This window comes from Flavobacterium bomense (assembly GCF_003970355.1).
In genome coordinates this window covers 13,757-40,143 of record NZ_RYDJ01000016.1, presented here as the reverse complement: position 1 = coordinate 40,143, position 26,387 = coordinate 13,757, and the positions used below count along the sequence as shown (strand labels likewise).

General features: G+C 36.9%; 20 protein-coding genes and 2 tRNA genes. 10 read left to right on the top strand and 12 right to left on the bottom strand.

From position 1 onward, the window contains the following. Positions 1–195: 195 nt before the first annotated feature. The 6 genes from EKL98_RS12725 to EKL98_RS12695 form a co-directional block, all read right to left on the bottom strand. Positions 196–420: a hypothetical protein gene (locus tag EKL98_RS12725; RefSeq protein ID WP_126562790.1), complete on the bottom strand. Its 225-nt coding sequence runs from the start codon at positions 418–420 to the stop codon at positions 196–198. Next, complete coding sequence (locus tag EKL98_RS12720) at positions 417–827, bottom strand: DUF5675 family protein (RefSeq protein WP_126562788.1); 411 nt, start codon at positions 825–827, stop codon at positions 417–419. Before EKL98_RS12720 ends, EKL98_RS12725 begins: the two co-directional genes overlap by 4 nt. A gap of 1 nt (position 828) precedes the next feature. Next, the gene (locus tag EKL98_RS12715) at positions 829–1,584 is read right to left on the bottom strand and encodes a hypothetical protein (protein WP_126562785.1); all 756 of its coding nucleotides are present in this window, start codon (positions 1,582–1,584) and stop codon (positions 829–831) included. A gap of 858 nt (positions 1,585–2,442) precedes the next feature. Beyond that, positions 2,443–3,897: an FAD-dependent oxidoreductase gene (locus EKL98_RS12705; RefSeq protein WP_126562780.1), complete on the bottom strand. Its 1,455-nt coding sequence runs from the start codon at positions 3,895–3,897 to the stop codon at positions 2,443–2,445. A gap of 355 nt (positions 3,898–4,252) precedes the next feature. Then, entirely contained in the window at positions 4,253–5,266 is a 1,014-nt protein-coding gene (gene galE / locus EKL98_RS12700; protein ID WP_126562778.1) for a UDP-glucose 4-epimerase GalE, read from the bottom strand. A gap of 83 nt (positions 5,267–5,349) precedes the next feature. Continuing rightward, a complete protein-coding gene (locus tag EKL98_RS12695; RefSeq protein ID WP_126451752.1) occupies positions 5,350–6,480 on the bottom strand; it encodes a DegT/DnrJ/EryC1/StrS family aminotransferase in 1,131 nt (376 codons plus the stop codon). A gap of 229 nt (positions 6,481–6,709) precedes the next feature. Here EKL98_RS12695 and EKL98_RS12690 point away from each other — a divergent pair, with 229 nt between their 5' ends. The 4 genes from EKL98_RS12690 to EKL98_RS12675 all read left to right on the top strand — a co-directional run bounded on the left by EKL98_RS12690 (position 6,710) and on the right by EKL98_RS12675 (position 10,953). Then, complete coding sequence (locus tag EKL98_RS12690; protein WP_126562775.1) at positions 6,710–7,963, top strand: 3-deoxy-D-manno-octulosonic acid transferase; 1,254 nt, start codon at positions 6,710–6,712, stop codon at positions 7,961–7,963. Further along, on the top strand, positions 7,956–8,402 hold the full coding sequence (locus tag EKL98_RS12685; RefSeq protein ID WP_126562773.1) for a GNAT family N-acetyltransferase: 447 nt from the start codon (positions 7,956–7,958) through the stop codon (positions 8,400–8,402). The genes EKL98_RS12690 and EKL98_RS12685 overlap by 8 nt, the downstream gene beginning before the upstream one ends. Positions 8,403–8,425: 23 nt before the next feature. Next, positions 8,426–10,537 (top strand): S46 family peptidase, encoded by a 2,112-nt coding sequence (locus EKL98_RS12680; RefSeq protein ID WP_126562770.1) that lies wholly within the window; start codon positions 8,426–8,428, stop codon positions 10,535–10,537. A gap of 200 nt (positions 10,538–10,737) precedes the next feature. Next, on the top strand, positions 10,738–10,953 hold the full coding sequence (locus EKL98_RS12675; RefSeq protein WP_126458662.1) for a hypothetical protein: 216 nt from the start codon (positions 10,738–10,740) through the stop codon (positions 10,951–10,953). A gap of 162 nt (positions 10,954–11,115) precedes the next feature. On the opposite strand, the gene EKL98_RS12670 is transcribed toward EKL98_RS12675, so the two are convergent. From EKL98_RS12670 to mutS, 4 genes are all read right to left on the bottom strand, one after another. After that, complete coding sequence (locus EKL98_RS12670; RefSeq protein WP_126458659.1) at positions 11,116–11,463, bottom strand: YegP family protein; 348 nt, start codon at positions 11,461–11,463, stop codon at positions 11,116–11,118. A 130-nt stretch (positions 11,464–11,593) separates the two neighbouring features. Continuing rightward, a tRNA-Leu gene (locus EKL98_RS12665) sits at positions 11,594–11,679 on the bottom strand. A 14-nt stretch (positions 11,680–11,693) separates the two neighbouring features. Further along, a tRNA-Gly gene (locus EKL98_RS12660) sits at positions 11,694–11,766 on the bottom strand. A gap of 148 nt (positions 11,767–11,914) precedes the next feature. Then, entirely contained in the window at positions 11,915–14,551 is a 2,637-nt protein-coding gene (gene mutS / locus EKL98_RS12655) for a DNA mismatch repair protein MutS (RefSeq protein WP_199740699.1), read from the bottom strand. Between the two features lie 158 nt (positions 14,552–14,709). Between mutS and EKL98_RS12650 the strand changes: the two genes are divergently transcribed. The 3 genes from EKL98_RS12650 to EKL98_RS12640 all read left to right on the top strand — a co-directional run bounded on the left by EKL98_RS12650 (position 14,710) and on the right by EKL98_RS12640 (position 17,869). Continuing rightward, positions 14,710–15,153 carry a DUF1573 domain-containing protein gene (locus EKL98_RS12650; protein WP_126562768.1) on the top strand — a complete coding sequence of 148 codons (444 nt, stop codon included), beginning with the start codon at positions 14,710–14,712 and terminating at the stop codon, positions 15,151–15,153. 68 nt (positions 15,154–15,221) lie between these two features. Then, a complete protein-coding gene (locus tag EKL98_RS12645; protein WP_126562765.1) occupies positions 15,222–15,758 on the top strand; it encodes an RNA methyltransferase in 537 nt (178 codons plus the stop codon). A gap of 20 nt (positions 15,759–15,778) precedes the next feature. Beyond that, complete coding sequence (locus EKL98_RS12640) at positions 15,779–17,869, top strand: Ig-like domain-containing protein (RefSeq protein WP_126562762.1); 2,091 nt, start codon at positions 15,779–15,781, stop codon at positions 17,867–17,869. 37 nt (positions 17,870–17,906) lie between these two features. Here EKL98_RS12640 and folK read toward each other — a convergent pair whose 3' ends face one another. Next, on the bottom strand, positions 17,907–19,043 hold the full coding sequence (gene folK / locus EKL98_RS12635) for a 2-amino-4-hydroxy-6-hydroxymethyldihydropteridine diphosphokinase (RefSeq protein WP_126562760.1): 1,137 nt from the start codon (positions 19,041–19,043) through the stop codon (positions 17,907–17,909). 135 nt (positions 19,044–19,178) lie between these two features. On the opposite strand from folK, the gene sppA reads away from it, so the two are divergent. After that, the gene (gene sppA / locus EKL98_RS12630; protein ID WP_126562758.1) at positions 19,179–20,939 is read left to right on the top strand and encodes a signal peptide peptidase SppA; all 1,761 of its coding nucleotides are present in this window, start codon (positions 19,179–19,181) and stop codon (positions 20,937–20,939) included. A gap of 186 nt (positions 20,940–21,125) precedes the next feature. Beyond that, on the top strand, positions 21,126–23,738 hold the full coding sequence (locus EKL98_RS12625; protein ID WP_126562756.1) for an AsmA-like C-terminal region-containing protein: 2,613 nt from the start codon (positions 21,126–21,128) through the stop codon (positions 23,736–23,738). A gap of 234 nt (positions 23,739–23,972) precedes the next feature. Here the strand turns inward: EKL98_RS12625 and EKL98_RS12620 are convergent, their stop codons facing one another. Beyond that, positions 23,973–24,767, bottom strand: a complete 795-nt coding sequence (locus tag EKL98_RS12620; protein WP_126562754.1) for a DUF2797 domain-containing protein — start codon at positions 24,765–24,767, stop codon at positions 23,973–23,975. A 95-nt stretch (positions 24,768–24,862) separates the two neighbouring features. Between EKL98_RS12620 and EKL98_RS12615 the strand changes: the two genes are divergently transcribed. After that, positions 24,863–26,386, top strand: a complete 1,524-nt coding sequence (locus EKL98_RS12615) for a GH3 auxin-responsive promoter family protein (protein ID WP_126562752.1) — start codon at positions 24,863–24,865, stop codon at positions 26,384–26,386. Position 26,387 lies beyond the last annotated feature (1 nt).

Sequence of the window (26,387 nt, the reverse complement as noted above, 5' to 3'; positions counted from 1 at the left end):
CTAATCCAAAGGTCACCACAACTAGAATTAGACTATTTTTTGTGCTTCTTTATAAAAAATTTGAGAATCAAAGATATTAAAAAACTAACAATTGCGCCAACTGAGGCTAATATTACAGTTTTCAAAACATCTTCCGAATGCAGATTCGGCAAAATACTTAAAAATGTACCGCCTGCGGTACCAATTACAGTTGAATTACTGTGTTGCATCGACTTTTCTTGTTGTGGTTGTCAATTGGCTAACTGCCGAAATAACACCGCCGGCCACCGCCAAATAACCTCCGATAGAAGTTACCACAACTGGCAAAGCGATTGGCGCAGCTAAAATTGTTCCGCCAACGGCAGCCAATACCAAACCAATATTTCGAAGCACTTTGAAAAATTTTGGTGTTGGAGCTTTCGCTCTTTTTATTACATTCATAATTGATGAATTAAAGATTTGACAATCAATTCAACACTTTCTTCTTTATCCAAAGCTTTATAAACCAATTCTTTTAATTTGGCAAAAGCTTTTCGAGACATAAGACCTAAACCTGGTCCAGAAAGTTTTGTTACTGGAGCAATACAACCATTCAATTCTTGTAAAGCATTATTAGCAGGATGAAATAAAATTAAACTTCTATTTTTTACATCCAAAACCTCCAAATGCCATTGAAATTTCATGCTGTATCGCTTTTTTATAAAATATTTCCCTTCCGGAATGCAGGAAACTTTCGTTTCGTTTTTCTTCCAAGGCAATTCAATGGTTTTACAAATCAATTTACCCTCGCATTCGAGTTTACCGTTAGTTCCATCAGGGAAATAAGTTCTGGATAGTACCAAAATCATCTTACAATCCGCTTACTTGCACCAATGCCAATGGATTATAAGAACCATTTTTCAAAGGATACATTCTACCATTGACCTCTTGATAAAACTCAACTCCAAGAGCTAAAAACAAAGGTTTTGTACTGTTAGGAGTTACCGCATTCAAATGATTGATAGCAACAGTTGGAGTCATATCCCATGGAAGAATGGCAGTTTCAGAATTTGTAGTAACGAAAACTTCTGCTTCAAAATCAATTTCAGCCCCAGCTGAAATTATTTTGAAATGAGTAGTTCCACTTGGAGCTGCAATCATATTGGCAGGAATAAACGATGCCAAATCAACCGTGATTTCGCCAGCGACTCTATCAATCGCTCCAATAAAAGGAGCAAATAGGGTAGTTCCCAATTTTCCACCGATGTTGAACTCAAAGCCCACAAGCAATTCCGCTTCACCATCAATCACATTACGTAATCCACGCTCATTAACTAAATCCGCTTGGATCACTTTGACCATAGATTGGGTAAGTCTGCCCACCATTCTGCTGTCTGCAGAATTCAAAAGCAAAGTTCTCAATGCCGTTCTCAAAGTTTTTCCAGCCTTCCCGGCTCTTCCAAATTCGGAACCATTCTCACGCGTTCTCTGGAACGCTGGATCGTTCGCAATTCTGTTCGCATCGACTCCACCTTTCTCACGAGCTAAATGGCCATCTTTGGTTTTATAAAAAGTAATATCCCCGATAGTACCTTTCAATTTAATTATGCCTTTCTGTCTTGCCATAATTTCTAAAATTTAAATTAAAATTTATTTTCAAAATCCTTAAATCATCTTTTCCGTTGCAACATCTTCCGATTGATTTCAAAACAAATTTTAGCCAATTAAAGCGAATAAAAAAGCACTCACTATTCCATATGTCACAAAGTTACATAAATGACTTAAATCGACATAAATGCCTGTATACAATCATTAGAAAACATAGTAAATTGCGATAGTAGATTATATTTAAGAAAAACTTATATTTATATAATCTTAAAATTTAGTGCATGGTAAGTTCAAGCTAATCAAAGCCTAGTCAAAACTACAGATAGAGTATGAATATTGAAAAACAGAGAGTTTGCATCTATCCAAAGGACATACAACGCATAACAGGAAAGAGTTATCGTCAAAGTACACGATTGATGCAAAAGGTTAAAAACGACCTAAAAAAACTCGAGAATGAGTTTTTAACGATAGATGAGTTTTGTTTGTATGCTGGAATAAAATATGAACAAGTGGCTCACTTGATTTTTGGCTGAAAACTAAAAATTCAAAAAAGGGAAATATAATTTCCTAGCATTCTCAACCTGTTTAATAACTAGTTCATTATTTAGTATGAATTTATTGCATATAGATTTGGTCAATCCCCTATTAATCAGTAAATTTACATTATAAGATTTAGTGATATTTGTAACCGTTTAAAGGAGCAAAATCGAGACCCTTCTGTTTTAGACTAATATAATTTATTATATATCAGCGCATTAGAGATTAAGTTCTAATCCCTCATCGCCCACAAAAACTCCATTATTTCTAATGGAGTTTTTTTATGTTTAATCCTTAATTGAACACTTCGTTTAGGATCAATATTAAAATTGTTGCGGATCAAATATCTTTTTTCTTTAGACTCCGTCCTCTGGGCGAATCTCCCTCTTGAAGCACGATATCAGAATGTAAGAACTCTGCAGCTGCAGCTGAATCGTGCACTTTGATCCCACTGCGTTCTAACATTTCCGCTTCAAACTTCGTTAACACACTTTCCCTTATTCCAACTTTTCTCCATTGAGATAAAGGGCCACATCCCTTTGAGATTCCGCGAGCCAGCGAAAGTGCATCTAGCAAGGCTTGATTTGCCCCCTGTCCTTTGAAGGGACTCATCGGGTGAGCCGCATCACCAATCAAAGTCTCTGCCCCCCATTTCTCCATCATTTCTGACTGGAGTAATTCGCGGTCATACACAGGATAGCCAGAAATCTGCGCATCCAGGGTCGCCGCTAAAATCTGAGGAATGGGATCGTGCCACTGCGTTCTACGACACGCTTCTTCCTTGAGTGCTTGAGGTCCTTGAGCGCTTAATGTCTTAGCCTCTTGTTCTGGCATTGGGAAGCTAAGTTGCCACATCACTGAGTCTGACGTATAAGGCATGATGTAGATCCGCTCATTGCCATTGGCGGTTTGAAATACAGTTGCAGAGTCTAGTAAATGGCTTGTACGATCTTCGAGAGCACTTAAAGGACAAATTCCCAAAATAACAATGCAATCCAGATAACGTAATGGAGTAATATCCTCCCCAATCAGTAGCGTCCGTACCGAACTACGAATGCCATCGGCTCCAACCACAAGATCTGCTTTGTAGTTCTTTATTTTCCCGTCTATTTGAAAGCTTAAATCAACACCATCCTTACATGCCACAAACGCTACCAACTGATGCCCCCATTGTACTGCATCCTGTCCGCCGAGTTGCTCTAGTAAGGCTAAACGCATCGATTGTCGTGCAATATGTACATTGGAACGCTTGGGAGATGTTTTCGTATCTGACTGTATCCATTTTCTGACTCCCCATTCCCCAATCACTTTTCCTTCTGCAGTATGAACCAGATGTCTTGTTGAAATCACTCCTTCTTTTAAAGAAAAAATACCTAATCCCTCGATCGCTTTACTCCCTTGTTGCAAAGTAAGTCCGTAGCCCTGAGAGCGAGCATCGAAGTTACTGTCGCGCTCAAATAGCGTAAAAGGAATCCCGCGGTGCAAACAAGCCACCGCTAGAGCTACTCCTCCAATACCACCACCGATAATAGCAACGTGTGGGAAGTTTTTTTTATCCGCAACCGGGTGACTATCCGAATGAACCAAACCGGATCCGTAACAGTTCAAACAGGAGTATAAGTGACCCTTGGGATACACTGGAGCCGCTCCTTCGCCTTTTGTTTTTTCAAATAGATCAAATGCTAGTTGATAGCGGAGTCGCGCTTTCTTGCTGATCCCACGACTTTTTTTGCCACGTCCCTGACATTCCGGACAAATAGCCCAGCATGCTCCTTCATCTTCCTCTTTTTTCACTTCCTTTTTATTTCACTTGATGTTGACTCTTCGCTACACGAACACGAAGCTAATACTATTGCTGTTGGGCTTTTAAATACAGTCCAGATCCTGACTTTCATATAATTTAACATGAGAAATTTATATTTTTAGTTCTTACCGCTTGTGGCAGTTTTGCAACTTTAATACAAAAAGATAGCAATACAAAACTACTTTTTCCAAATTAAACCAGAAAGGATTCCTCAGAGTCATTTTATTCAAATCCTAGATGAAATGATTCGCAAACAGTTCCGCAAGAACCCCAAAAATCAAAAACCTTCAAGATCAAATGATTTTGAAGGTTTTTGATTTTTGGTATGAAGCGGGTGTGATTTTTTCATCCCCTAATCTTCTGTTCCCATTTCCAGGCACTTGCCATAGCTTGTTCCAGCGTGGATTGTGCTTTCCATCCCAAAATAGTATTGGCTTTATCTGTATTGGCGTAAGCTGAGGTAATGTCTCCTTCTCTGCGACCTACAATTTTATAAGGCAATTTTTTACCACTTACTTTTTCAAAAGTATGAATAACCTCTAAAACTGAGCTGCCGGTTCCGGTTCCCAGATTAAAGGTTTCTACTTTAGCCGTATTTTTTTTGTTCAATAAGCGCTGTAGAGCAATTACGTGGGCTTTCGCCAAATCAACTACGTGAATGTAATCGCGTACTGCCGTTCCATCTGGAGTAGGGTAATCATCACCATAAACCGAAAGTTCTTTTCGCAATCCAAAACCGGTTTGCGTAATAAACGGCACTAAATTCTGAGGAACTCCAATAGGCAATTCTCCAATTTCAGTAGAAGGATGCGCCCCAATTGGATTAAAATAGCGTAATAATATAGCATTGATATTAGTAACTTTGGCAGTATCAGTAATGATTTCTTCTCCTATTTGTTTCGTGTTCCCATAAGGAGACATGGCGGTTTGAATAGATGCATTTTCCGTAATTGGCATGGTTTCGGCCTGACCATAAACCGTACAAGAAGAACTGAAAATGAAATTTGCTTCCGGTTTTAGCTGTAATTCCTGCAAAACATATACCAGTGTATTGATGTTATTTTCATAATACAACAACGGATTCTCAACACTTTCGCCCACTGCTTTTGAAGCTGCAAAATGAATGACCCCTGAAATATCAGGATGCCTTTTGAAAAAATTCTGCACTTTTTCTTTTTCGCGCAAATCTAATTTTTCAAAAGCCGGAACTTTCCCCGTAATATTCTGAATTCCGTCCAAAACACTCAAGGAAGTATTCGATAAATTATCAACAACGACAACTTCAAACCCTTCGTTTTGCAATTCCACTACGGTGTGAGACCCTATGAACCCTAACCCACCTGTGACTACTATTTTCATGATTTCTAATTTTGTACAGACGCAATAAACTGCATCTAATCGTTTATAAAAAAGACGCGATGAATCGCGTCTCTACAACAATATTATTTTAAATATTGTAAAACCGAATCCGTGATGAATTTAATTTGCTCGTCATCTAATTCAGTATGCATTGGCAACGAAAGCACTTCCCTGACTAGCTGATTGGTTACCGGAAAATCTTCTTCATTGTAACGGGAATCAGCGTAGGCTTTTTGTAAATGCAACGGAATTGGGTAATAAATAGCACAAGGAATTCCTTTTTCCAATAAGTGCTGCATCAAGCCATTTCTGTCAGCATCAATGATTCGTAACGTGTACTGATGAAAAACGTGACAGTCACAAATTGAACAAATAGTTGGTGCAACGATATTTTTATGCCCTTCAAAAGCCGCAGAATATTTCCTGGCTGCATCTTGTCTGGCTCTTCCATACTCATCTAACAAAGGCAACTTTGCGTTCAAAACGGCCGCCTGAATACTGTCTAATCGGGAATTTACGCCTACTACATCATGGTGGTATCGCTCATACATTCCGTGATTTACAATTCCGCGAAGTTTGTGCGCCAAAGCATCATCATTGGTAAAAACAGCTCCGCCGTCTCCGTAACACCCAAGATTTTTTGAAGGAAAAAACGAAGTTGCTCCTACGTGTCCAATCGTTCCCGCTTTCTTTTTAGTGCCATCCGAAAATTTACAATTGGCACCAATCGCTTGCGCATTATCTTCGATAACGTATAAGTTATATTCTTTTGCAATCGCCATAATCGCTTCCATATTGGCGGCACGACCAAACAAATGTACCGGTACAATCGCTTTTGTTTTTGGCGTAATCGCTTTTTTGATTCCTTCGATAGAAATATTCATATTATATAGATCCACATCGACTAAAACCGGTATCAATTGCAACAAAGCAATTACTTCCACTGTGGCTGCAAAGGTAAAATCGGCAGTGATTACCTCATCGCCTGGTTTTAAATCCAGTCCCATCATGGCAATTTGCAACGCATCAGTTCCATTTGCACACGGAATTACGTGTTTTACATCCAGATATTCTTCTAATGATTTTTGAAATTGATGAACTTGAGGTCCATTAATATAAGTATTAGTATCTAAAACTTCCTGAATAGAAATGTTAACGGTATCTTTTATTTTTTCATATTGACTTTTTAAGTCAACCATTTGGATTTTTTTCATTACAATTTTTGTTTAATGTTCGAAAGAATACCATTTCTTAATACAGTAAATACTTTCTTAAAACGAAGAACAAAAATAGCTATTTATGAGTTGAAACCAATACAACCTACATTAAAAAAAGATATTATTCAAATGAACTAAAAATGACATTCCTAACAACCAAAATTTAAATATTGCTGTGGAAGAAATTAAAATAAAGAAACCGTATTTTAGCCCAAAAATTTTAATCATGCTTTTTCTCTATACTTTAGTGGTTCAATTTGCTGGTTTTTTATTAAAAATCACAGCACTTTTCAGTCCAAAAATGAAACTTTTTATGGATGGCAGGAAAGTAGTTTTCCCTATTTTGGAACAAAAAATAAAACGTACTGACAAAACAATTTGGTTTCATGCCGCTTCTTTGGGTGAATACGAGCAAGGTTTACCCGTGCTCGAAAAGATAAAAGAGCAGTTTCCTTCGCACAAAATCGTGCTTACTTTTTTCTCTCCTTCGGGTTATGAAGTCCGTAAAAACAATACAGTTGCTGATGTTACAGTTTATTTGCCTTTGGATACCAAGAAAAATGCACAACAATTTTTGAATCTCGTTCATCCGGATTTAGTGTTTTTCATCAAATACGAATATTGGCCCAATTATTTATTTGAACTCAAAAAATCAAATACTAAAACCTACCTGATTTCTGGAATTCTTAGAAAAAATCAACTGTTTTTCAAGTGGTACGGCGGCTTTTACAGAGAAGCGCTGGATGCCTTTACCTACTTTTTTGTTCAAAATGAAACTTCCAAAAAATTACTGCAGCAGTTAGGCAAAACAGACGTTGCTGTTTCTGGCGACACCCGATTTGATCGAGTGGCTACAATTTTAGAAAAAGACAATTCGTTGGATTTTATCTCTGATTTTAAAAACAACACACTCACTATTGTCGTGGGAAGTTCGTGGCCAAAAGATGAAGATTTAATAGTGAATTTTATAAATTCGAATACTTTCAATGTCAAATTTATTATTGCGCCACATAATATAAAGGAGGAACAAATTCAGAATTTAAAAAACAGCATTACCAAAAAAACTGTTTTATTCTCTGAAATGGAGACTGTAGGGACAAGTCGCGACTTGTCCCTACAGGATTTCGATGTTTTTATCATTGACACCATTGGTCTTTTGACAAAAATATACAGTTATGCGGATATTGCCTATGTGGGTGGCGGTTTTGGGAATCCCGGCGTTCATAATGTCTTAGAACCGGCAACTTTTGGTGTTCCAATCCTTATTGGCCCCAACTATTCGCATTTTGCAGAAGCAATTGCTTTGGTCAATATGGAAGCCTGTGTTGCCGTCAACAATCAAAAAGAATTGGACGAAGCCCTTGAAAACCTGATTCACAATGATGATATCCGACAGGAAAAAGGCCATATATCCAGCACTTTTGTACAAATGAATAAAGGCGCCACCACCATTATTTTAAACCATATTTTGAATGATTGAATTTAAACCTCTGGTTGCTACTGATATTGAAACCATTGTCTCGCTGATGCAGGAATTTTATGCTATAGATAATTATCCCATTTCTGTTGATGTGTCCAAAACTTTATTTCAAGAATTTATTTCCAATGAAAATTTAGGAAAAGCATGGCTCATTATATCCGTCAACGAAATTGTGGGCTATCTTATTCTAACCTTTGTTTTTAGTTTTGAACACCAAGGAAGAATTGCTTTTTTAGACGAATTGTATGTCACCGAAAAAGCACGTGGAAAAGGGATTGGTAACGAAGCCATTGCATTTATTACAACTGAAAGTCGTAAACTATCGTTACAGTTGCTTTATCTAGAAGTGGAACCGCACAATGAAAAAGCACAAAAATTGTATCTCGCCAGCGGTTTTGAATCGCACAACAGACAATTAATGAAGTACAAAATCATATAAAATTACACTCTAAATTTAATACTATGAAATTTTTAAAATTATTCTTAGTCCTATTTGTCATTCAGATGCAAGCCCAGCAAGGCGGCATGTGGATTCCTTCGTTGCTAAAAGGAATGAATGAAACTGAAATGAAAAATCTGGGCATGAAAATGTCCGTCAAAGACATTTATGATGTGAATCAATCCAGCATCGAGGATGCTGTACCTCATTTTAACGGTGGCTGTACCGCTGAAGTTATTTCTCCAAAAGGACTAATCCTGACCAATCATCATTGTGGATTTTCTCAAATTCAATCGCATTCTACCGTTGACCATGATTATCTGACAGATGGTTTTTGGGCATACAAAATGGAAGATGAATTACCAAATGAAGGTTTGACAGTTACTTTTATGGTAAAAATTGAGGATGTAACCACATCGATTCTGGAAGGCACTGCTTCCCTTAGTAGTGAAGCCGAAAAACAAAAGAAAATTCAAGAGAACATTACGGCATTGTCTAATTTGTTGCCAAAGGAAAATTGGCAGGAAAATAAAATCCGTACGTTTTACGAAGGCAATCAATACATGCTTTTTGTCACGGAAACCTTTACGGATGTGCGCTTGGTTGGCGCTCCACCTACTGCCATCGGAAAATTTGGTTCTGACACTGACAACTGGGTTTGGCCACGTCACACTGGTGATTTTTCTTTGTTTAGAATTTATGCCGATAAAAACAATCGTCCGGCTGCATATTCAAAAGACAACGTGCCTTACACCCCCAAACACTTCTTGCCTATTTCACTGGATGGCGTAGCCGAGGATGATTTTACATTGGTTTTTGGATACCCGGGCAAAACAAACGAATATTTACCCGCTGTTGCAATTGAGCAAATTATAACCGAACTGAATCCTGCAAAAATCGAAGTCAGAGACAAAGCCCTGAAAATAGCTGATAATTTTATGCGAAAAGACAACGCCATCAAAATTCAGTACGCCTCAAAATATGCAAGTACTGCTAATTATTGGAAAAAATGGATTGGCGAGACACAAGGATTAAAAAAATCAAATGCAGTTACTGTAAAAAGAGAATCTGAGAAAACGTTTCAACAAAAAATAACAAAAGCAGGCAAAGAAAAAGAATATGGAACAGTATTGGCTGATTTTGACAAAAACTACACAGAAATAGCTCCTTATGCGCTAGCAAGAGACTATTTTACGGAAGTAGTTCTGCGCAATACGGAATTGCTCAGTACTGGATACAAGTTATACCAATTAGAACAAGTGTATAAAGCCAAAGGAGAACAATCTTTTACAGACCGAAAAAATAATTTAATACCCGGATTGGCTAATTTTTATAAAAACTTCAATTCAACTGTAGATGAAAAAGTTTTTGAACAATTGATCGAATTGTATGCGACAAAATCTCCAAAACAATTTTTACCGCAAAGTTTGGTCAACGTTAATGCAGGGAATTTGGCCTCGGAAATATATACTAAATCCAAACTTCAAAATTATGCCGGCCTAATAGAATTGCTGTCAGGTGACGCCGGAACTGTTTTAACAAATTTAAATAACGACCCCGGATTCCTGTTAGTTAAAGAAATAGCCGATAAATACGCTAAAGAAGTAGCTCCAAAATATGACGAAATCAACGTGAAGATTACAGCACTGCAACGTACTTACATGAAAGCGCTGTTAGAATTAAACACGGATAGCAGGATTTTTCCAGATGCCAACAGTACTTTGAGAATAACCTATTTAGAGGGTGTTATGGAAAAATACATCCCAGGAGATTATGAATTTGATGTTCCTGAAAAACTAGTGAACCTCTACAACACAAAAGATTATGGCCCGTACAGCGAAAATGGTAAAATGCCAGTTTGCTTTATTGGCACCAATCATACTACCGGGGGCAATTCAGGAAGCCCTGCGATTGATGATTCCGGAAACTTAGTAGGACTTAATTTTGACCGGGTCTGGGAAGGAACAATGAGCGACCTCTATTACGACCCCAGTATCTGCAGAAATATCATGGTAGACATCCGCTATGTTTTGTTCATTATCGATAAATACGCAGGTGCAAAAAATTTAATCACCGAATTAAAATTAGTTCACCCCAAGAAAACCAACTCCTTGAAAAAGAAAAACTTAAAATAAAAATAGCAAAAAAAACGAGAGTATAGCACCAATATTAAACGTTTCTTAAATATTTACTTTGACTGGCACACTATTTGCTTTTTATCCTAGCGTGCATAAAAAATAATATTTTTTAAAAAAAAAATAAAAAAATATTTTACATATTAAAAAATTTATATCTTTGCCAAGAATTAATAATTAACCTTTTATATTAAATTAAGATGAAAAAAGTATTTTTAAGTTTAGCTGCTGTTGCTGTTTTGACTGTTGTATCATGTAAAAAAGCTGACGCTCCTGCTGAAGACGCTGCTGCTGTTGTTGATTCTGCTGCTATGGTAGTTGATTCTGCTGCTGTTGTTGTTGACTCTGCTGCTGTTGTTGTTGATTCTGCTGCAACTGCTACTGAAGCTGCTGCTACTGAAGCTGCAAAAAAATAATTAGAACTCAAATTCTAAAAATTTTAAAGCCATCCGCTATGCGAGATGGCTTTTTTAATTTGCACCATCTCTCTTTTGAACAAACAGATTTACAAATATAAAAAAGAGGGTCTTGGCTATTAAACCAAGACCCTCTTTTTTGTAGATTCCTTTATTGAGAAATTAGGCTATAAAAATAAAATCATTCCCCGAAAAATCTAGTATTTCCGAAATTGAGCCATACCGAATAATTTCGTCAATCCCTTTTTGCAAACGCAGCGAAGTGGTATATTTTCTACTTGTTGCGAAATGATTACCACTTACTATCAATTTGAAATAGAACTTCCCACCGGAAGACTTAAATTTTAAAAAGTCAGCAGTTTCAATTGCTGCTTTAAATTTTTCAATATCTTCTTCACACTCAAATTTCAGTTCATAACTCAAACTTGTAAAAACTATTTTCCCCTTTCTGGAAGTAAAAACAAATTTATATTCGTCATTATATCGTTTACTTATTACGAAAGCTCCCATAGTTTATTAAAATAACAAAAATTCAAATTATGAATCACGAAAAAGCAAGGAGTTGATATTGGTTCCAACAGATTTAGTTTTATTAAAAACCATAAAACAAAAAAAAACCGCTTCAGTTGAAGCGGTTTAGTACTCAGAGCGGGACTTGAACCCGCACGAACATTGCTGTTCACTGGATTTTAAGTCCAGCGTGTCTACCAATTTCACCATCCGAGCATTATGTGGTGTCGAGCGAAAAACGGGGCTCGAACCCGCGACCTCGACCTTGGCAAGGTCGCGCTCTACCAACTGAGCTATTTTCGCATTTTCAATTCTTAGAAAGAACCGCGATACTTGTTCTGTATTGCGGATGCAAATTTAAGACATTTATTGAATTACACAAGCCTTTTTTATGAAAAATTCACAGATTAAAGTTAACGTTCTGATAACCTAAACTTTAAAACAAATAAAATCATTTTCTAGTCAGCATTCTTTTAATTTCATTGAGTTTCATCAGCGCTTCCATAGGCGTAATGGTATTGATATCGAGATTTAGGATCTCTTCTTTAATTTCTTCCAATAAAGGATCATCCAGATTAAAGAAACTCATTTGCATTTGCTCCGCCTGTTCGCCTTTCAGGCTCGAGCCATCTTTTGCTGCCTTAATCCCGTTCAGCGCATCGCTGGAATGATTCTTTTCTAATTTTTTTAAAAGCTTCTGTGCTTTCAAAATAACGATTTGAGGCATTCCGGCCATTTTTGCCACATGTATTCCAAAACTATGGGCACTTCCTCCTTTTACCAATTTTCGAATAAAAAGCACGGTATCTTTCAATTCTTTGACAGCAACATTATAATTCTGAATTCTTGGCAGTGATTCACTCATTTCATTCAACTCGTGATAATGCGTTGCAAATAATGTTTTGGGTTTTGAAGGATGTTCGTGTAAGAACTCCGCAATTGCCCATGCGATTGAAATACCGTCATACGTACTCGTTCCTCTCCCAATTTCGTCCAAAAGGACTAAACTCCTATCCGAAATGTTATTCAAAATGGAAGCTGTTTCATTCATTTCGACCATAAAAGTAGATTCTCCCATCGAAATATTATCACTTGCTCCTACTCTAGTGAATATCTTATCTACAACTCCCATTCTCACGCTGTCTGCAGGGACAAAACTCCCCATTTGACACAAGAGTACAATCAAAGCGGTTTGACGTAAAATGGCTGACTTTCCAGACATATTTGGACCCGTAATCATAATCAGTTGCTGCGTTTCTCTATCCAAGAAAACATCATTAGCAATATAAGGCATGCCAAGTGGTAATTGTTTTTCGATAACAGGATGTCTTCCGTTTTTAATTTCCAGTTCGAATGTTTCGTCCAGTTCCGGACAAACATATTTATTTTCGATGGCCAATTGGGTAAAAGAGCACAAACAATCCAGTTGCGCTACTAAATTAGCATTCATTTGAACGGGTTTTATATACGTGGCAATCCAACTCACCAATTGTTCAAATAACTCTACTTCTATCTTATGAATTTTCTCTTCGGCACCGAGTATTTTAGTTTCGTATTCTTTTAATTCTTCCGTAATATAACGCTCTGCATTAACCAAAGTTTGTTTCCGAATCCACTCCGCAGGAACTTTATCTTTGTGCATGTTCCTGACTTCGATGTAATAACCAAAAACGTTGTTGAAAGATATTTTCAACGAGGAAATTCCTGTCAACTGTGATTCGCGTTTTTCGATTCCGTCCAAAAATTCCTTTCCGGAAGTTGATATTGCCCGCAAATCATCTAACTCTGCATTGACCCCTTTGGCAATCGCATTCCCTTTGGCAATAGCCACAGGAGCATCTTGATTGAGAATCGTTTTTATCTTTTCACGCAACAATTCACAGTTGTGCAAACTATCACCAATTACTTTTACAGCTTCCTGCGGGCTTTCCAGCGCCAAGGTTTTTATTGGAATAATCGCATCTAATGATTCTTTTAGATACACAACCTCGCGAGGCGAGACTTTTCCGGCGGCAATTTTCGAAATCAAACGTTCCAAATCAGAAATTTGCTTGATTTGATTTTGGATGTTTTTCAGGACGTCCTGATTATCTTTTAAATACGAAACTACTTCATGTCTACTTTTTATTTTAGCACTGTCTTTCAGTGGCAATGCCAACCAACGTTTCAACAAACGTCCCCCCATTGGTGAAAGCGTTTTATCAATAACATCTAGCAATGTCACCGCATTGGGATTGTAACTATGGTATAATTCCAGATTGCGAATCGTAAAACGATCCATCCAGACATAAGCATCTTCGGCAATGCGTTGAATCGAGGTGATATGCTGCACCCGATTGTGCTGCGTCTCGGATAAATAATATAAAATCGCTCCTGAAGCAATAATTCCTTCTTTCAGGTCTTCGATTCCAAATCCTTTCAAAGACACCGTTTGAAAATGCTTGGTTAAGGTCTCGAATGCATAGTCTTCTTTGTAAATCCAATCCTCCAGATAAAAACTATGATAGTCGTCTCCGAAAATCTCTCGAAAATCATTTTTATTATTTTTTGGAATCAGAACCTCGCTGGGATTAAAATTCTGTAAGAGTTTGTCAATATATTCCGCATTGCCTTGTGCCGTCAAAAATTCACCGGTAGACACATCCAGAAATGAAATCCCTATGGATTTATTGGCAAAAAAAACAGCTGCTAAAAAATTATTCGTTTTAGACTGTAAAACCTCATCATTCATGGAAACACCGGGAGTTACAAGTTCAGTCACGCCGCGTTTCACAATGGTTTTAGTCAGTTTTGGATCTTCGAGCTGATCACAAATTGCTACACGAAGTCCTGCTTTTACTAATTTTGGCAAATAGGTATTCAAGGAATGGTGCGGAAAACCGGCAAGAGCCGTCTCGGTTTCAGAGCCCGCTCCACGCTTGGTCAATACAATTCCTAATATTTTAGAGGCACGAACAGCATCCTCCCCAAATGTCTCATAAAAATCCCCAACACGAAACAACAAGCACGCATCCGGATACTTCCTTTTAATCTCGTTGTACTGTTTCATTAACGGAGTTTCTTTAACTTCTTTATCTTTAGATGCCAATTGTATTTGTGTTTAAAAATGAAAAAATATCAGCGAATTTATAGATTTAAAAGCAAATAAATAACCTCCTTAAAAAATTAACCTTTTTTTTAAGAAATATTTAAGGCCTAATTTATTTATTTTTTTTAGATTTGTGACTCTATTAAATTGAAACAAACATGAAAAAAATAATTGCCTTAGCTTTACTAGTGGTTTTAGGAGTAACGACTTCTAATGCACAAGAAACATCAAAAAAGATAAAAGCGACTAGCTCCACACCTGCCAAAGTAAATGGAGCAGGAATGGTTTTTGTAACTGAAACCATTGATTATGGTACTATAGCACACAACGCTGAGGGCCGTCGTGAATTTGTATTCACTAACAACGGCAACAAACCCTTAATCATTACTAACGCTCAAGGTTCATGTGGTTGCACCGTGCCAACGTATCCAAAAGAGCCAATCGCCCCGGGTGCAAAAGGAGTTATTGGAGTAAAATATGACACTTCAAGAGCAGGTCAGGCATTTACAAAAACCGTTACGTTGACAACAAATGCAACTGTTCCTAATAAAACATTGACTATAAAAGGAAACGTTTTAGCAGCACAACCTGCAAAAAGCTAAAATTTTAACGAATACATTAAAAAGCTTCCATTCATTTCGGAAGCTTTTTTTTTGAATACTTTACACACATGAGAAAACTCGAAAATAGTGAACTGGATCGAAAATCCGTAGAGGGTTTTAAGCAATCTGAAAAAACACCCCTTGTTTTGGTATTAGATGACATTCGAAGCCTGCATAATATTGGCTCTGTTTTTAGAACTGCCGATGCCTTTTTAGTCGAGAAAATATTTTTATGTGGTATCACCGCCACACCACCACACAAGGAAATCCATAAAACAGCCCTTGGTGCTACTGAAACAGTAACTTGGCAACATCAGGATAATGTTCTTGAAGTTATCGAAAAATTAAAAACAGAAGGCGTTATCACGCTAGCTATAGAACAGGTACAAAGTGCCGTTTTTCTTCAAAATTTTAAAGTTAAAAAAGGAGTGAAATATGCTTTGGTTTTTGGGAACGAAGTCTACGGAGTTTCACAGGAAGCGGTTGCATTATGCGATGGCTCCATCGAAATCCCACAACTAGGCACCAAACATTCTTTGAATATTTCCGTAAGTGCCGGCATTGTGGTTTGGGATTTATTTCAAAAAATGAATTGGCCAAAATAGAAAATTAGTACTTTTATAGAATGAAAATAACTGTTTTTTTTAAAATAATTCTAGCACTTTCACTTTTCATAACAAAGACAGCTTATGCAATTGATCCCCCTGTAATTAAAGCAACAGGAAATCAAATTTATTGTCCAGGGAATCCCTTAAAAATAGTAACTGATGTAACTATAACTGGGTCTGATGCCAGCGACATTGGAACTGAGGCGGTTTATATCCAAATTTCTACGGGATATGTAAATGGACAGGATGTAATCCAATTGTCCAATCCCGCGCTACACCCGAATATCCGCTCAGAGTGGAGTCCTACCGAAGGAAAACTTAAATTATCGAGTCCTATTGCTGAAACAAAAGTACTGTACGCAGACTTTGTAAATGCTATCAAAGATGTAGTTTTTAGCAATTCCTCAACAACTCCATCAGGCAGAAGGGATTTTTCTATTACCCTTGGAGCAGCCAATTATTTACCTAGAAATGGCCATTATTACCAATATTTCCCTAACATAGGTATTAGTTGGACAGCCGCAAAAGCAGCAGCTGAAGCCAGTACCTATTTTGGACTTCAAGGCTATTTAGCGACAATCACCGCAGCTGACGAAGCGCAACTAGCAGGAGAACAAGCTAAAGGAGCAGGATGGATTGGCGGTAGTGACGCCGAAACAGAAGGGGTATGGAAATGGGTTACCGGACCGGCTGTTGACAGAGTAACCTTTTGGAATGGAGGAGTTAATGGTACAAGTCCTAATTTTGCGGCTTGGAATAATAACGAACCAAACAATAGCAACGGCATTGAACACTATGCACATATAACTGCGCCAGGTATTGGAATATCAGGTTCCTGGAATGATTTGCAATTGAATGGTGATGCAAGCGGGGATTACCAACCTAAAGGATATATTGTAGAATACGGCGGAATGCCTGACGACCCAATTCTTCAAATTTCAGCCAGTACCACAATAACCACCTCTCAAATCTCAGGCATCACTCCTGCCTCGAGATGTGGCTCAGGAACCGTTACATTACAAGCAATAGCAACTGCAGGAACCGTTAATTGGTATGATACGGCAAGCAATGGGAACTTATTACACACGGGTAATGCTTACACAACCTCTTTTTTAGACGCAACAACAACCTATTACGTTGCTGCTGAATGCCCCACAAACAGAACGGCAGTTACTGCTACCATAAACACAATTCCTACTATAACATCGACCAATACCCCCGTGGCTAGATGCGGTGCAGGCCCAACCACATTAGAAGCAACTACAAACACGCCCGGAAGCACTATAAATTGGTATTCAGCCCAAACCGGAGGAAGCCTTGTGTCTACCGGAATGCAGTTTACAACTACCGTTTCAGAAAACACAACCTATTACGCAGAAGCCATAAATAACGGATGTTCGAACGGTAGACGGATTGCTGTTGAAATCATGATTTACGATCCTCCAATAGTTATGGACGAAGAATTAATACTTTGTGAATCCGGCAGTTTAACCCTTGACGCACAAATTCCTGACCTCAAGTATTTATGGTCAACCGGCGAAACTACGAAGACAATTGTGGTCACTACTCCAGGCGTCTATAGTGTAGACATAACAAATAATGCCAACTGTAGCAGTACCAAAAAAATTACTGTTATAGCGCATGATGCTCCAGACATCGATAGAATTGACGTCAATGAAACCACGGTTGTAATTTATTTGAAAAATCCAAAAAATTATTTTGAATATTCCGTTGATGGAATTGATTATCAAAGTTCAAATGTGTTTTTTAATGTAGCGAGCGGTTTGCAAACTGCTTATGTTAGAGAAGTAAATTCATGCGGAATTGACCGTAAAGCTTTTATAGTATTAATTACTCCAAAATTTTTCACACCAAACAATGATTCCCACAATGATGTATGGGAAATAAAAGGATTGGTCAATTATCCTGAAGCAGAAGTAACCATCTTTGATCGGTATGGAAAGTTAATCACCAAATTAAATTCAACGAAACCCTCTTGGGACGGGACTTTTAATAAAAATCTTTTACCCGCTGACGATTATTGGTATGTATTAAAAATTGACGCAAACAGTCCTGAAAAAAGAGGTCATTTTTCTTTAAAGAGATAATCCGTCTAGTCCTGCTTATTTCGCGAAATAGTGGGCACTACTGCTTGATTTTTTGTTGAATTTGATCTAAAATATACAAATAATCTGCTTGATTTTTTACAAAATCCCGGTCCGAAACATCTATGATCAACACATTCAAATCAGTTTGAGATTTAATATAATCCAGATAACCACTGTTGATTTTATCCAAATATTCAGCCGGGATTTTTTGTTCGTAGCTTCTGCCACGTTTCTTAATATTTTGTAACAGCCTTTCGGAATTTTGATACAAATAAATATACAAGTCCGGTTTTGGCATTTCTCTGTAAATGATATCAAAAAGATTGCGATACAGGCGGTATTCGTCCTCGGCCAATGTTATTTTGGCAAAAATCAACGATTTAAAGATATGATAATCGGCAACCAGAAAGTCTTTAAACAAATCAAATTGTGCTAAATCATCTGATAATTGCTGGTATCTATCTGCAAGAAATGACATTTCAAGTGGAAACGCATACCGGTTTTGATCTTTGTAAAATTTAGGTAAGAAAGGATTATCTGCAAAACGTTCCAATACTGTTTTTGCATTAAAATCCTCAGAAATTTTAGTAGCCAAAGTTGTTTTTCCTGCTCCGATATTCCCTTCAAAAGCAACATAATTAAATTGCTCCAACGGAACATTCTGCAAAGGATTCACTAAATTCTGAACGACTGTACAAACACTTTCATCTGGAGACAAAGCCAATAATTCCGAAATATTTTTTTGAAGAATGGGATGCTTCCAATCTAAATTTAAGTCCTGCACGGGTAACAAAACAAAATTCCTGTTCTGCATTAAGGGATGTGGAATTTGGAGTTTTTCAGTAGTAATAACTTCCGAGTCGAAAGCAATCATATCTACATCAATTGTTCGTGATTGATACCCCTGCGCCTTTGTTCGCAAACGTCCCAATCGTTTTTCCACTTTTAAAATCTGTGTTAGCACTTTATGAGCCGAATTAAAAGTATGCAAAACCAATGCACAATTATAAAAAGCATCACTTTCAAAACCCCAAGCAGGAGTTTCATATAATTTAGAAACTTTGATTACCGTCCCTATTTCCTTATGTATTACTTGTAAACAATGTTCGATATTTTCCAATCGATTCCCCTGATTACTTCCTATCGATAAAATGACCTGATGCTGTGATTTCATAATTAGATGCAAATTAACTAAAGAATTTTAGAATTAGCAATATATTTGTATCCGGTGTTGCTAATCAAACTTGGGATTTTCCCCACGGCTTGTAACATTTCAATGTTTTGTACGACTTATAAAAAAAATATAATTATGAAATTTTTAGGAAATGTATTAGCGACTATTATAGGTATTTTTGTTTTCTTCATGTTATTCTTTTTTGGAATAATCCTTGTTGGAGCCATTTTTGGCGGTGAATCTGAAGGCGTTACGATAAAAGATAATACTGTTATTGAACTGAATTTAGAAGACATACAGAATGATTATGCCGGAAAATACAAAGATCCGTGGATGACTATTTTTTCAGAAAACAAAAAAGTAGGTTTATCTGATATTATCAATGCCGTTGAAGCGGCTGAAACGGATGATGATATCAAAGGAATTTCTATATTGAACAATGTTTCATCGCTAGGAATGGCTCAGAGTAAGGCCTTGAGAGATGCTTTGGAACACTTTAAAAAATCAGGAAAATTCGTCATGGCTTACGCCAACTCCTATTCGCAAAAAGAATATTACTTAAATTCTGTGGCCAGTCCCATTTATATAAATCCTGTGGGAGATATGGATTTCAAAGGACTTTCTGCTGAACTTATGTTTTTTAAAGACTTTCAGGAAAAATCAGGGCTAAAAATGGAAGTAATCCGCCATGGAAAATACAAAAGTGCTGTGGAGCCGTTTTTAGAAAATAAAATGAGTGATGCCAATAGAGAACAAACGACAGCTTTACTGAATTCTGTTTGGAACTCCATCACCACTGACATTGCTAAAAGCAGAAACATCTCTGTGGCTAAATTAAATGAAATTGCCAACGGACTTCTTGCAAGAACTCCGGAAATGGCAAAAAACCAAAAATTAGTAGATATCATTGCTTATGAAGATGTGTACCATAATGCCATACGAAAAGTGCTGAATGTAACTACAGATAAGGAATACAACAAAGTATCTGTAATTGATTATGCACAGAAAATCGCTACCACTTCCCAAAGTTCTGACAGCACGGATGAAATTGCCATTATTTATGCCCAAGGAGAAATTATGGGCGGAGAAGGAGATGTCAATGTGATTGGTGAAGGTTCAATGCGTCGCTCGTTACAAGAAGCTCGAAAAAACAAAAATGTAAAGGCAATTGTACTTCGCATTGACAGTCCGGGCGGAAGTGCTTTGACCTCAGATTTGATCTGGAGAGAGATTGAACTGACTAAAAAAGTAAAACCCGTAGTCGTTTCTATGGGTAATTATGCGGCTTCAGGCGGGTATTATATTGCGTGTAATGCAAACACTATATTTGCTGAAGCGAACACAATCACTGGTTCCATTGGTGTTTTTGGAATATTGCCAAACTTTACGCCATTAGCCACTAAAATAGGAATATATACGGAACAGGTTAAAACACATGAAAATTCCGCCAATTACAGTCCTTTTGTTCCCATTGATGAAAACTTCAAAGCAGTTACGCTGGAAGGTGTGGAACACATTTACAAAACTTTTGTAACCCATGTGGCTGAAGGACGCAAGATGACATTTGCACAAGTAGATGCTATTGCGCAAGGTAGAGTTTGGACAGGTTCAGAAGCCTTGAAAATTGGACTCGTAGATAAAATTGGAGGATTAGACGATGCTATTGCGAAAGCGGCTTCCTTGGGGAAAACAAAAAATTACAGCACTCAAAATTATCCGGAATACGAGAAAAACTTTGATGATCTTTTAGCAAATCTTCCTTTTGCAAAATCGAAAGCAGATTTTATAAAAGAAGAAATAGGGGAAGAAAATTATCGTATTATGCAGGAAATTAAAAAAATACAAATGCAAAAAGGCGTTCAAGCCTTAATGCCGTTTGAAATTAACATGCATTAAAGAAAAAGATAAAGCTGCTATTAAATCCGTTTTTGCATTTGCTTAAACGGATTTTTTCATACAATATAGTTAAAGTATTGTTTATAAAAACACCATAAAAGTTACACTGTCCTAAAAATACTATTTTTGTAAAGGAATACAAGGCACCATTTTTGCCAAAGATATAAATCTAAAGACATTCAAATCATGCTAAAGAAAGTTTTAAAAATCATCGGAATACTCGTTATCCTGCTCGTCTTGACTTTATTTGCAGCTCCTTTTCTGTTTAAAGACCAAATAGAAGCCAAAATTTCTCAAGTCATCAATGAAAAAGTAGATGCCAAAGTCACCTTTGCGGAAGCGGATTTAAGCTTATTCAAAAATTTTCCTAATGCAAATGTAACACTGGAAAAACTAGTCATCATAAACAAAGCTCCTTTTGAAGGCGACACATTGCTATCACTGGGCGAATTGAATTTAAAAATGTCTATTAAGGAACTTTTTAAAGGCAAAAATGAAGCGATAGTTATTGACGGAATCACTTCGAAAAACGGATTAATAAATATCATTTTCAATAAAGACGGACTAGGGAATTATGACATTGCATTGAAAGAGAAAAAAACGGCAGCCGATGGAACAAGCAGTCCGTTATCCTTAAAAATCCAAGAGTATAAAATCGAAAATTTCAAGTTTCGTTATTTTGACGAAAGTTCAAAAATAAAAATGGTTGTCGACAGTTTGAACCACGAAGGAACTGGAGATTTTGCAGCCCAAAAATTAGATTTGGTAACCAAATCTACTGCAAAAATATCGCTGGATATGGAACAAGTCAATTACATGAAAAATGTTGCTTTGACTCTGGACGCAGTTTTGGGAATCGATTTAGAAAAAAGTAAATACACCTTCAAAGAAAATAAAGCGTTAATCAACCAATTGCCGCTGGAATTTGATGGATTTATTCAAATGGTGGAAGCCGGTCAGCAGTATGATTTGAAATTTAAAACACCTACTTCCTCCTTCAAAAATTTCTTGGGAATAATTCCTGCAGCCTATGCCTCACGCTTAGACAACGTAAAAACAACCGGTGATTTTACGGTGGCAGGTTTTGCAAAAGGTTTGTATTCTGACACAACAGTGCCAAAATTTAATATAGAAATCGCTTCCCATAATGCTTCCTTTAAATACCCTGACTTACCAAAAACGGTTCAAAACATCATTATTGACACAAAAATCACCAATGAAACCGGAATTTTAAATGACACGTATGTCAATATTGACCAACTTTCTTTCAAGATAGATCAAGATGTTTTTAATGCCAAAGCCAACATCAAAAACATTACTCAAAACGCACTAGTTGATGCCATGTTAAAAGGAACTATCAATTTGTCCAATCTTTCTAAAGCGTATCCTATAAAACTCGATAAGCCATTATCCGGGATTTTAAAGGCTGATGTGACTACAAAATTTGATATGCAATCAGTAGAGAAAAGTCAATATGAAAACATTAAAAATGCGGGAACCATGAGTGTATCGGGTTTTAATTATGCGGATGAAAACGGCAAAACCATGAACATCAGCAATGCCTTGATCCAATTTAATCCTAGTCAAGTCAATTTGAAAGAACTGAATGCGACTACCGGAAAAAGCGACATTAGTGTAACGGGGGTATTAGAAAATTTTTACGGATTTATATTTAGAAATCAAGAATTGAAAGGAAACTTTTATATGAATTCTAAACAATTGGCCATTGACGATTTTATGACAACTGGTGAAACGACTAAAACGGCAACTAAAAAAGCAGATGCCATGAAGATTCCTGCTTTCTTAAATTGTACGCTTACCGCAAAAGCGACTACGGTGCTATATGATAATCTGACTCTGAAAGATGTTTCGGGAAAACTGATTGTGAAAGATGAAAAAGTGACTTTAGAAAATGTAAAAACATCTATTTTTGGGGGAACTATTGCGGTGAATGGAGCTGTTTCCACAAAAGGAAAAACACCGGTTTTTAATATGGATTTAAAATTAAATCAAGTCGATATTGCGCAATCCTTCAACCAACTGGATCTGTTGAAAAAAATTGCTCCAATTTCCGGAATCATCAACGGGAAATTAAATTCAAGCATCAAATTGAACGGGAATCTTGATGCAACAGCACTGACTCCTGACTTGAAAACCCTTACTGGAGATTTACTAGGACAACTGCTTTCCACGACTGTAAACTCAACTAATTCGACTTTGCTGACCGCTTTAGGTGCTAACTTGAAATTTATTGACGTCAGTAAAATCAATTTAAATGATTTGAAAGCGGCAGTTACGTTCAAAGATGGAAAAGTAAATGTAAAACCTTTTGATATCAAGTACAAAGACATCAAGGCAACCATTGGAGGAACGCACGGTTTTGACCAAAGCATGAATTATAATTTAAAATTTGATGTTCCCGCTAAATATTTAGGTTCAGAGGCCAATGCTTTAATAGCAAAATTATCTGCTGCAGATGCGGCAAAATTAGAAAGCTTTCCGATAAATGCTCTATTGGTGGGTAATTTTACAAATCCAAAAATCACAACGGACATCAACAGTGCGGTAGCTAAATTGACCACTCAACTCGTAAACCAACAAAAAGACAGACTGGTAAAACAAGGAACGTCTGCTTTGACGGATTACATCAATAAAAACAAAAAGCCAGGAGACACGACAAAAACGGCCACTCCTAAAATTCCGGTAACTAAGGAAGAAGTAAAATCTAAGGCCGCAGCATTATTAAACGGATTTTTTAATAAGAAAAGTAAAGCAGTAGATACGACAAAAGTAAACTAAAGTAACTTTACAAAATATAATAAAGAGGATTTTAGGTGATGAAATTCCTCTTTTCTTGGCTAGCAATATTGGGTTTGTGATTTGTCTCCATGATGTTTTCGTGTAGCTGTACGTGCGTAAAGGATGGTAGCGGCATCCTTTTATGAAGCGCAGCGGAGTAAAAGATACAGCGGACAGCCTGACCTTTTTTTAAAATTTTTATTTTAAAAAAGGATACGCCCAAAATTATATTACTTAAACCGCAATTGTAACCATATACCCTTCGGAACCACGGACATTAAAAACGGTTCCGTCTTCAAAAAGTAAATATTGCCCTTTTATTCCGGTAAGCTTCCCCTGAAACTGTGGTGTTTTATCTAAGCTCAAACTGTTTACCTTATTTGGATACTGCAAAACGGGGAAGTGCATCTCATACAAATCGTTTTTTTGCGAATAAAAATATTCCTGAACTTCGGTTGGAATAAGATTCTCAACCTTCAATCGTTCTGCGATTAAGTCAATTTGCTCCACATTGTTAGTCAGCATTTTTCTCCAATTGGTTTTATCGGCATAATGTTTTTTCAATGCTACCTCCGTAATTCCTGCTAAGTATCTATTAGGGACTTCTACAATAGAAATGGCTTGGGTTGCGCCCTGATCAATCCATCGGGTTGGCACTTGCGACTTGCGGGTAACACCTACTTTGACTTCGCTGGACAAAGCCAGATACACAATATGCGGTTGCAATTGTACTTTTTCTTCATACGCTAAATCCCGATCCTGAATTCCAAGATGGGCGGTGCTTAATTCCGGTTTCATAATCCAATCGCCAACAGCTGCACTGGAATAGAAACAATCATAACAAAATCCCTGACGGAATATTTTTTTCTTCTTGCCACAATTCAAACATTGATATCCCACAAAATTGATTTCCAGTTCTTTATTCAACAACTGATTCACGTTTAAAAAACTATTCTCAAAAACCAAGTAATATTGAATTGGATTTCCAAATTCAGTTTGCATTTTTGTAAGTACACCTTCGTATGTCATTGTGATTAAAGTTTCCCGTTTAACACATCTAGTTAAACAAATTTTGTTATTTTTGGTAAAGTTATAACTCATAATTCATAATTCATAATTTAAAAATGCCACTAACCATAATCAATTCGTTTGCCTCTTGGGTTCTCAAACAAAGAATCCATCAGATCGAACTTTTCTTGAAATATCCAAACGAGGTTCAGGAAGAATTGCTCATGAATTTAATTCAGTCATCTAAAAATACTGTTTTAGGCAAACAATATGATTATGCTTCGATTCATTCCTATGCCACTTTTGCCGATAGAATTCCGATCTCTACTTACGAAGAATTACAACCATTGATTGAAAGAACCCGTAAATGTGAGCAGAATGTTTTTTGGGAAACTCCCATAAAATGGTTTGCCAAATCCAGTGGAACCACAAATGCCAAAAGCAAATTCATACCCGTAAGCAACGAAGCCCTGGAAGGATGTCATTATAAAGGCACTAAGGATTTGTTGTGCTTGTATTTGAATAATAATGAAGATTCAGAACTGTTTCTTGGAAAAAGCCTGCGTCTTGGCGGAAGCTCTCAAATCTATGAAGACAACAATACGTTCTTTGGAGATTTATCTGCGATATTAATCGAAAACATGCCTATTTGGGCTGAATATAGCAGTACCCCGAGCAACAAAATTTCCTTGATGAGCGAATGGGAAACTAAAATTGCTGCTATTATAAACGAAACAAAAAACGAAAATGTAACCAGTTTTGCCGGAGTTCCTTCCTGGATGCTGGTTTTAATGAATAAAATGCTCGAAGAAACCGGAAAAGGAAATCTATTTGAAATTTGGCCAAATTTGGAAGTTTACTTTCACGGTGGTGTAAATTTTGAGCCGTACCGGGAACAATACCAAAAAATACTGCCGAAAAAAGAGTTTAAATATTACGAAATATACAATGCTTCCGAAGGTTTTTTTGCCATTCAGGATTTAAATAATTCCAGTGATTTATTATTGATGTTGGATTACGGAATTTTCTATGAATTCATCCCAATGGATACTTTTGGCACACCAGATCAAAAAGTTATTCGATTAGCAGATGTGGAATTGTTCAAAAATTATGCTTTGGTCATTACCACCAATTCTGGTTTGTGGCGCTATTTGATTGGTGATACTGTTCGTTTCACCTCATTGAATCCATACCGAATTCGGGTAACGGGAAGAACCAAGCATCACATTAATGTTTTTGGTGAAGAATTGATGGTTGAAAACACAGATCAGGCTATTGCCAAAGCGTGCAAACTAACCCAGACGGAAGTGGTTGATTACACCGTTGCGCCTATATTTATGGAAGGCAAAGAAAAAGGTGCTCACGAATGGATGATTGAATTTAAAAACCCTCCTGCTGATGTATCACAATTCCAGAAAGCACTAGATGAATCTATACAATCCTTAAATTCAGATTACGAAGCCAAACGCTATAACAATATGACTTTGAATCCGCTTGTGATCAATGTAGCACGAAAAAATTTATTTTACGACTGGCTAAAAGATCGTGACAAACTAGGTGGACAACACAAAATTCCAAGACTTTCTAACCAAAGAGATTATTTAGAACAACTGAAAAGCATGCAGTTTCAAAGCGTATAAA

Bases quoted from the DNA above. Each gene is read 5' to 3' on its own strand.
- EKL98_RS12685 (WP_126562773.1), top strand. From the start codon at position 7,956: ATGATTGAATTTAAACCTCTGGTTGCTACTGATATTGAAACCATTGTC.
- EKL98_RS12620 (WP_126562754.1), bottom strand. From the start codon at position 24,767: ATGACATACGAAGGTGTACTTACAAAAATGCAAACTGAATTTGGAAAT.
- EKL98_RS12695 (WP_126451752.1), bottom strand. From the start codon at position 6,480: ATGAAAAAAATCCAAATGGTTGACTTAAAAAGTCAATATGAAAAAATA.
- EKL98_RS12720 (WP_126562788.1), bottom strand. From the start codon at position 827: ATGATTTTGGTACTATCCAGAACTTATTTCCCTGATGGAACTAACGGT.
- EKL98_RS12640 (WP_126562762.1), top strand. From the start codon at position 15,779: ATGAAAATAACTGTTTTTTTTAAAATAATTCTAGCACTTTCACTTTTC.
- EKL98_RS12650 (WP_126562768.1), top strand. From the start codon at position 14,710: ATGAAAAAAATAATTGCCTTAGCTTTACTAGTGGTTTTAGGAGTAACG.
- EKL98_RS12615 (WP_126562752.1), top strand. From the start codon at position 24,863: ATGCCACTAACCATAATCAATTCGTTTGCCTCTTGGGTTCTCAAACAA.
- folK (WP_126562760.1), bottom strand. From the start codon at position 19,043: ATGAAATCACAGCATCAGGTCATTTTATCGATAGGAAGTAATCAGGGG.
- EKL98_RS12675 (WP_126458662.1), top strand. From the start codon at position 10,738: ATGAAAAAAGTATTTTTAAGTTTAGCTGCTGTTGCTGTTTTGACTGTT.
- EKL98_RS12645 (WP_126562765.1), top strand. From the start codon at position 15,222: ATGAGAAAACTCGAAAATAGTGAACTGGATCGAAAATCCGTAGAGGGT.
- EKL98_RS12715 (WP_126562785.1), bottom strand. From the start codon at position 1,584: ATGGCAAGACAGAAAGGCATAATTAAATTGAAAGGTACTATCGGGGAT.
- EKL98_RS12670 (WP_126458659.1), bottom strand. From the start codon at position 11,463: ATGGGAGCTTTCGTAATAAGTAAACGATATAATGACGAATATAAATTT.
- EKL98_RS12725 (WP_126562790.1), bottom strand. From the start codon at position 420: ATGAATGTAATAAAAAGAGCGAAAGCTCCAACACCAAAATTTTTCAAA.
- EKL98_RS12680 (WP_126562770.1), top strand. From the start codon at position 8,426: ATGAAATTTTTAAAATTATTCTTAGTCCTATTTGTCATTCAGATGCAA.
- galE (WP_126562778.1), bottom strand. From the start codon at position 5,266: ATGAAAATAGTAGTCACAGGTGGGTTAGGGTTCATAGGGTCTCACACC.
- EKL98_RS12625 (WP_126562756.1), top strand. From the start codon at position 21,126: ATGCTAAAGAAAGTTTTAAAAATCATCGGAATACTCGTTATCCTGCTC.
- EKL98_RS12690 (WP_126562775.1), top strand. From the start codon at position 6,710: ATGCTTTTTCTCTATACTTTAGTGGTTCAATTTGCTGGTTTTTTATTA.
- sppA (WP_126562758.1), top strand. From the start codon at position 19,179: ATGAAATTTTTAGGAAATGTATTAGCGACTATTATAGGTATTTTTGTT.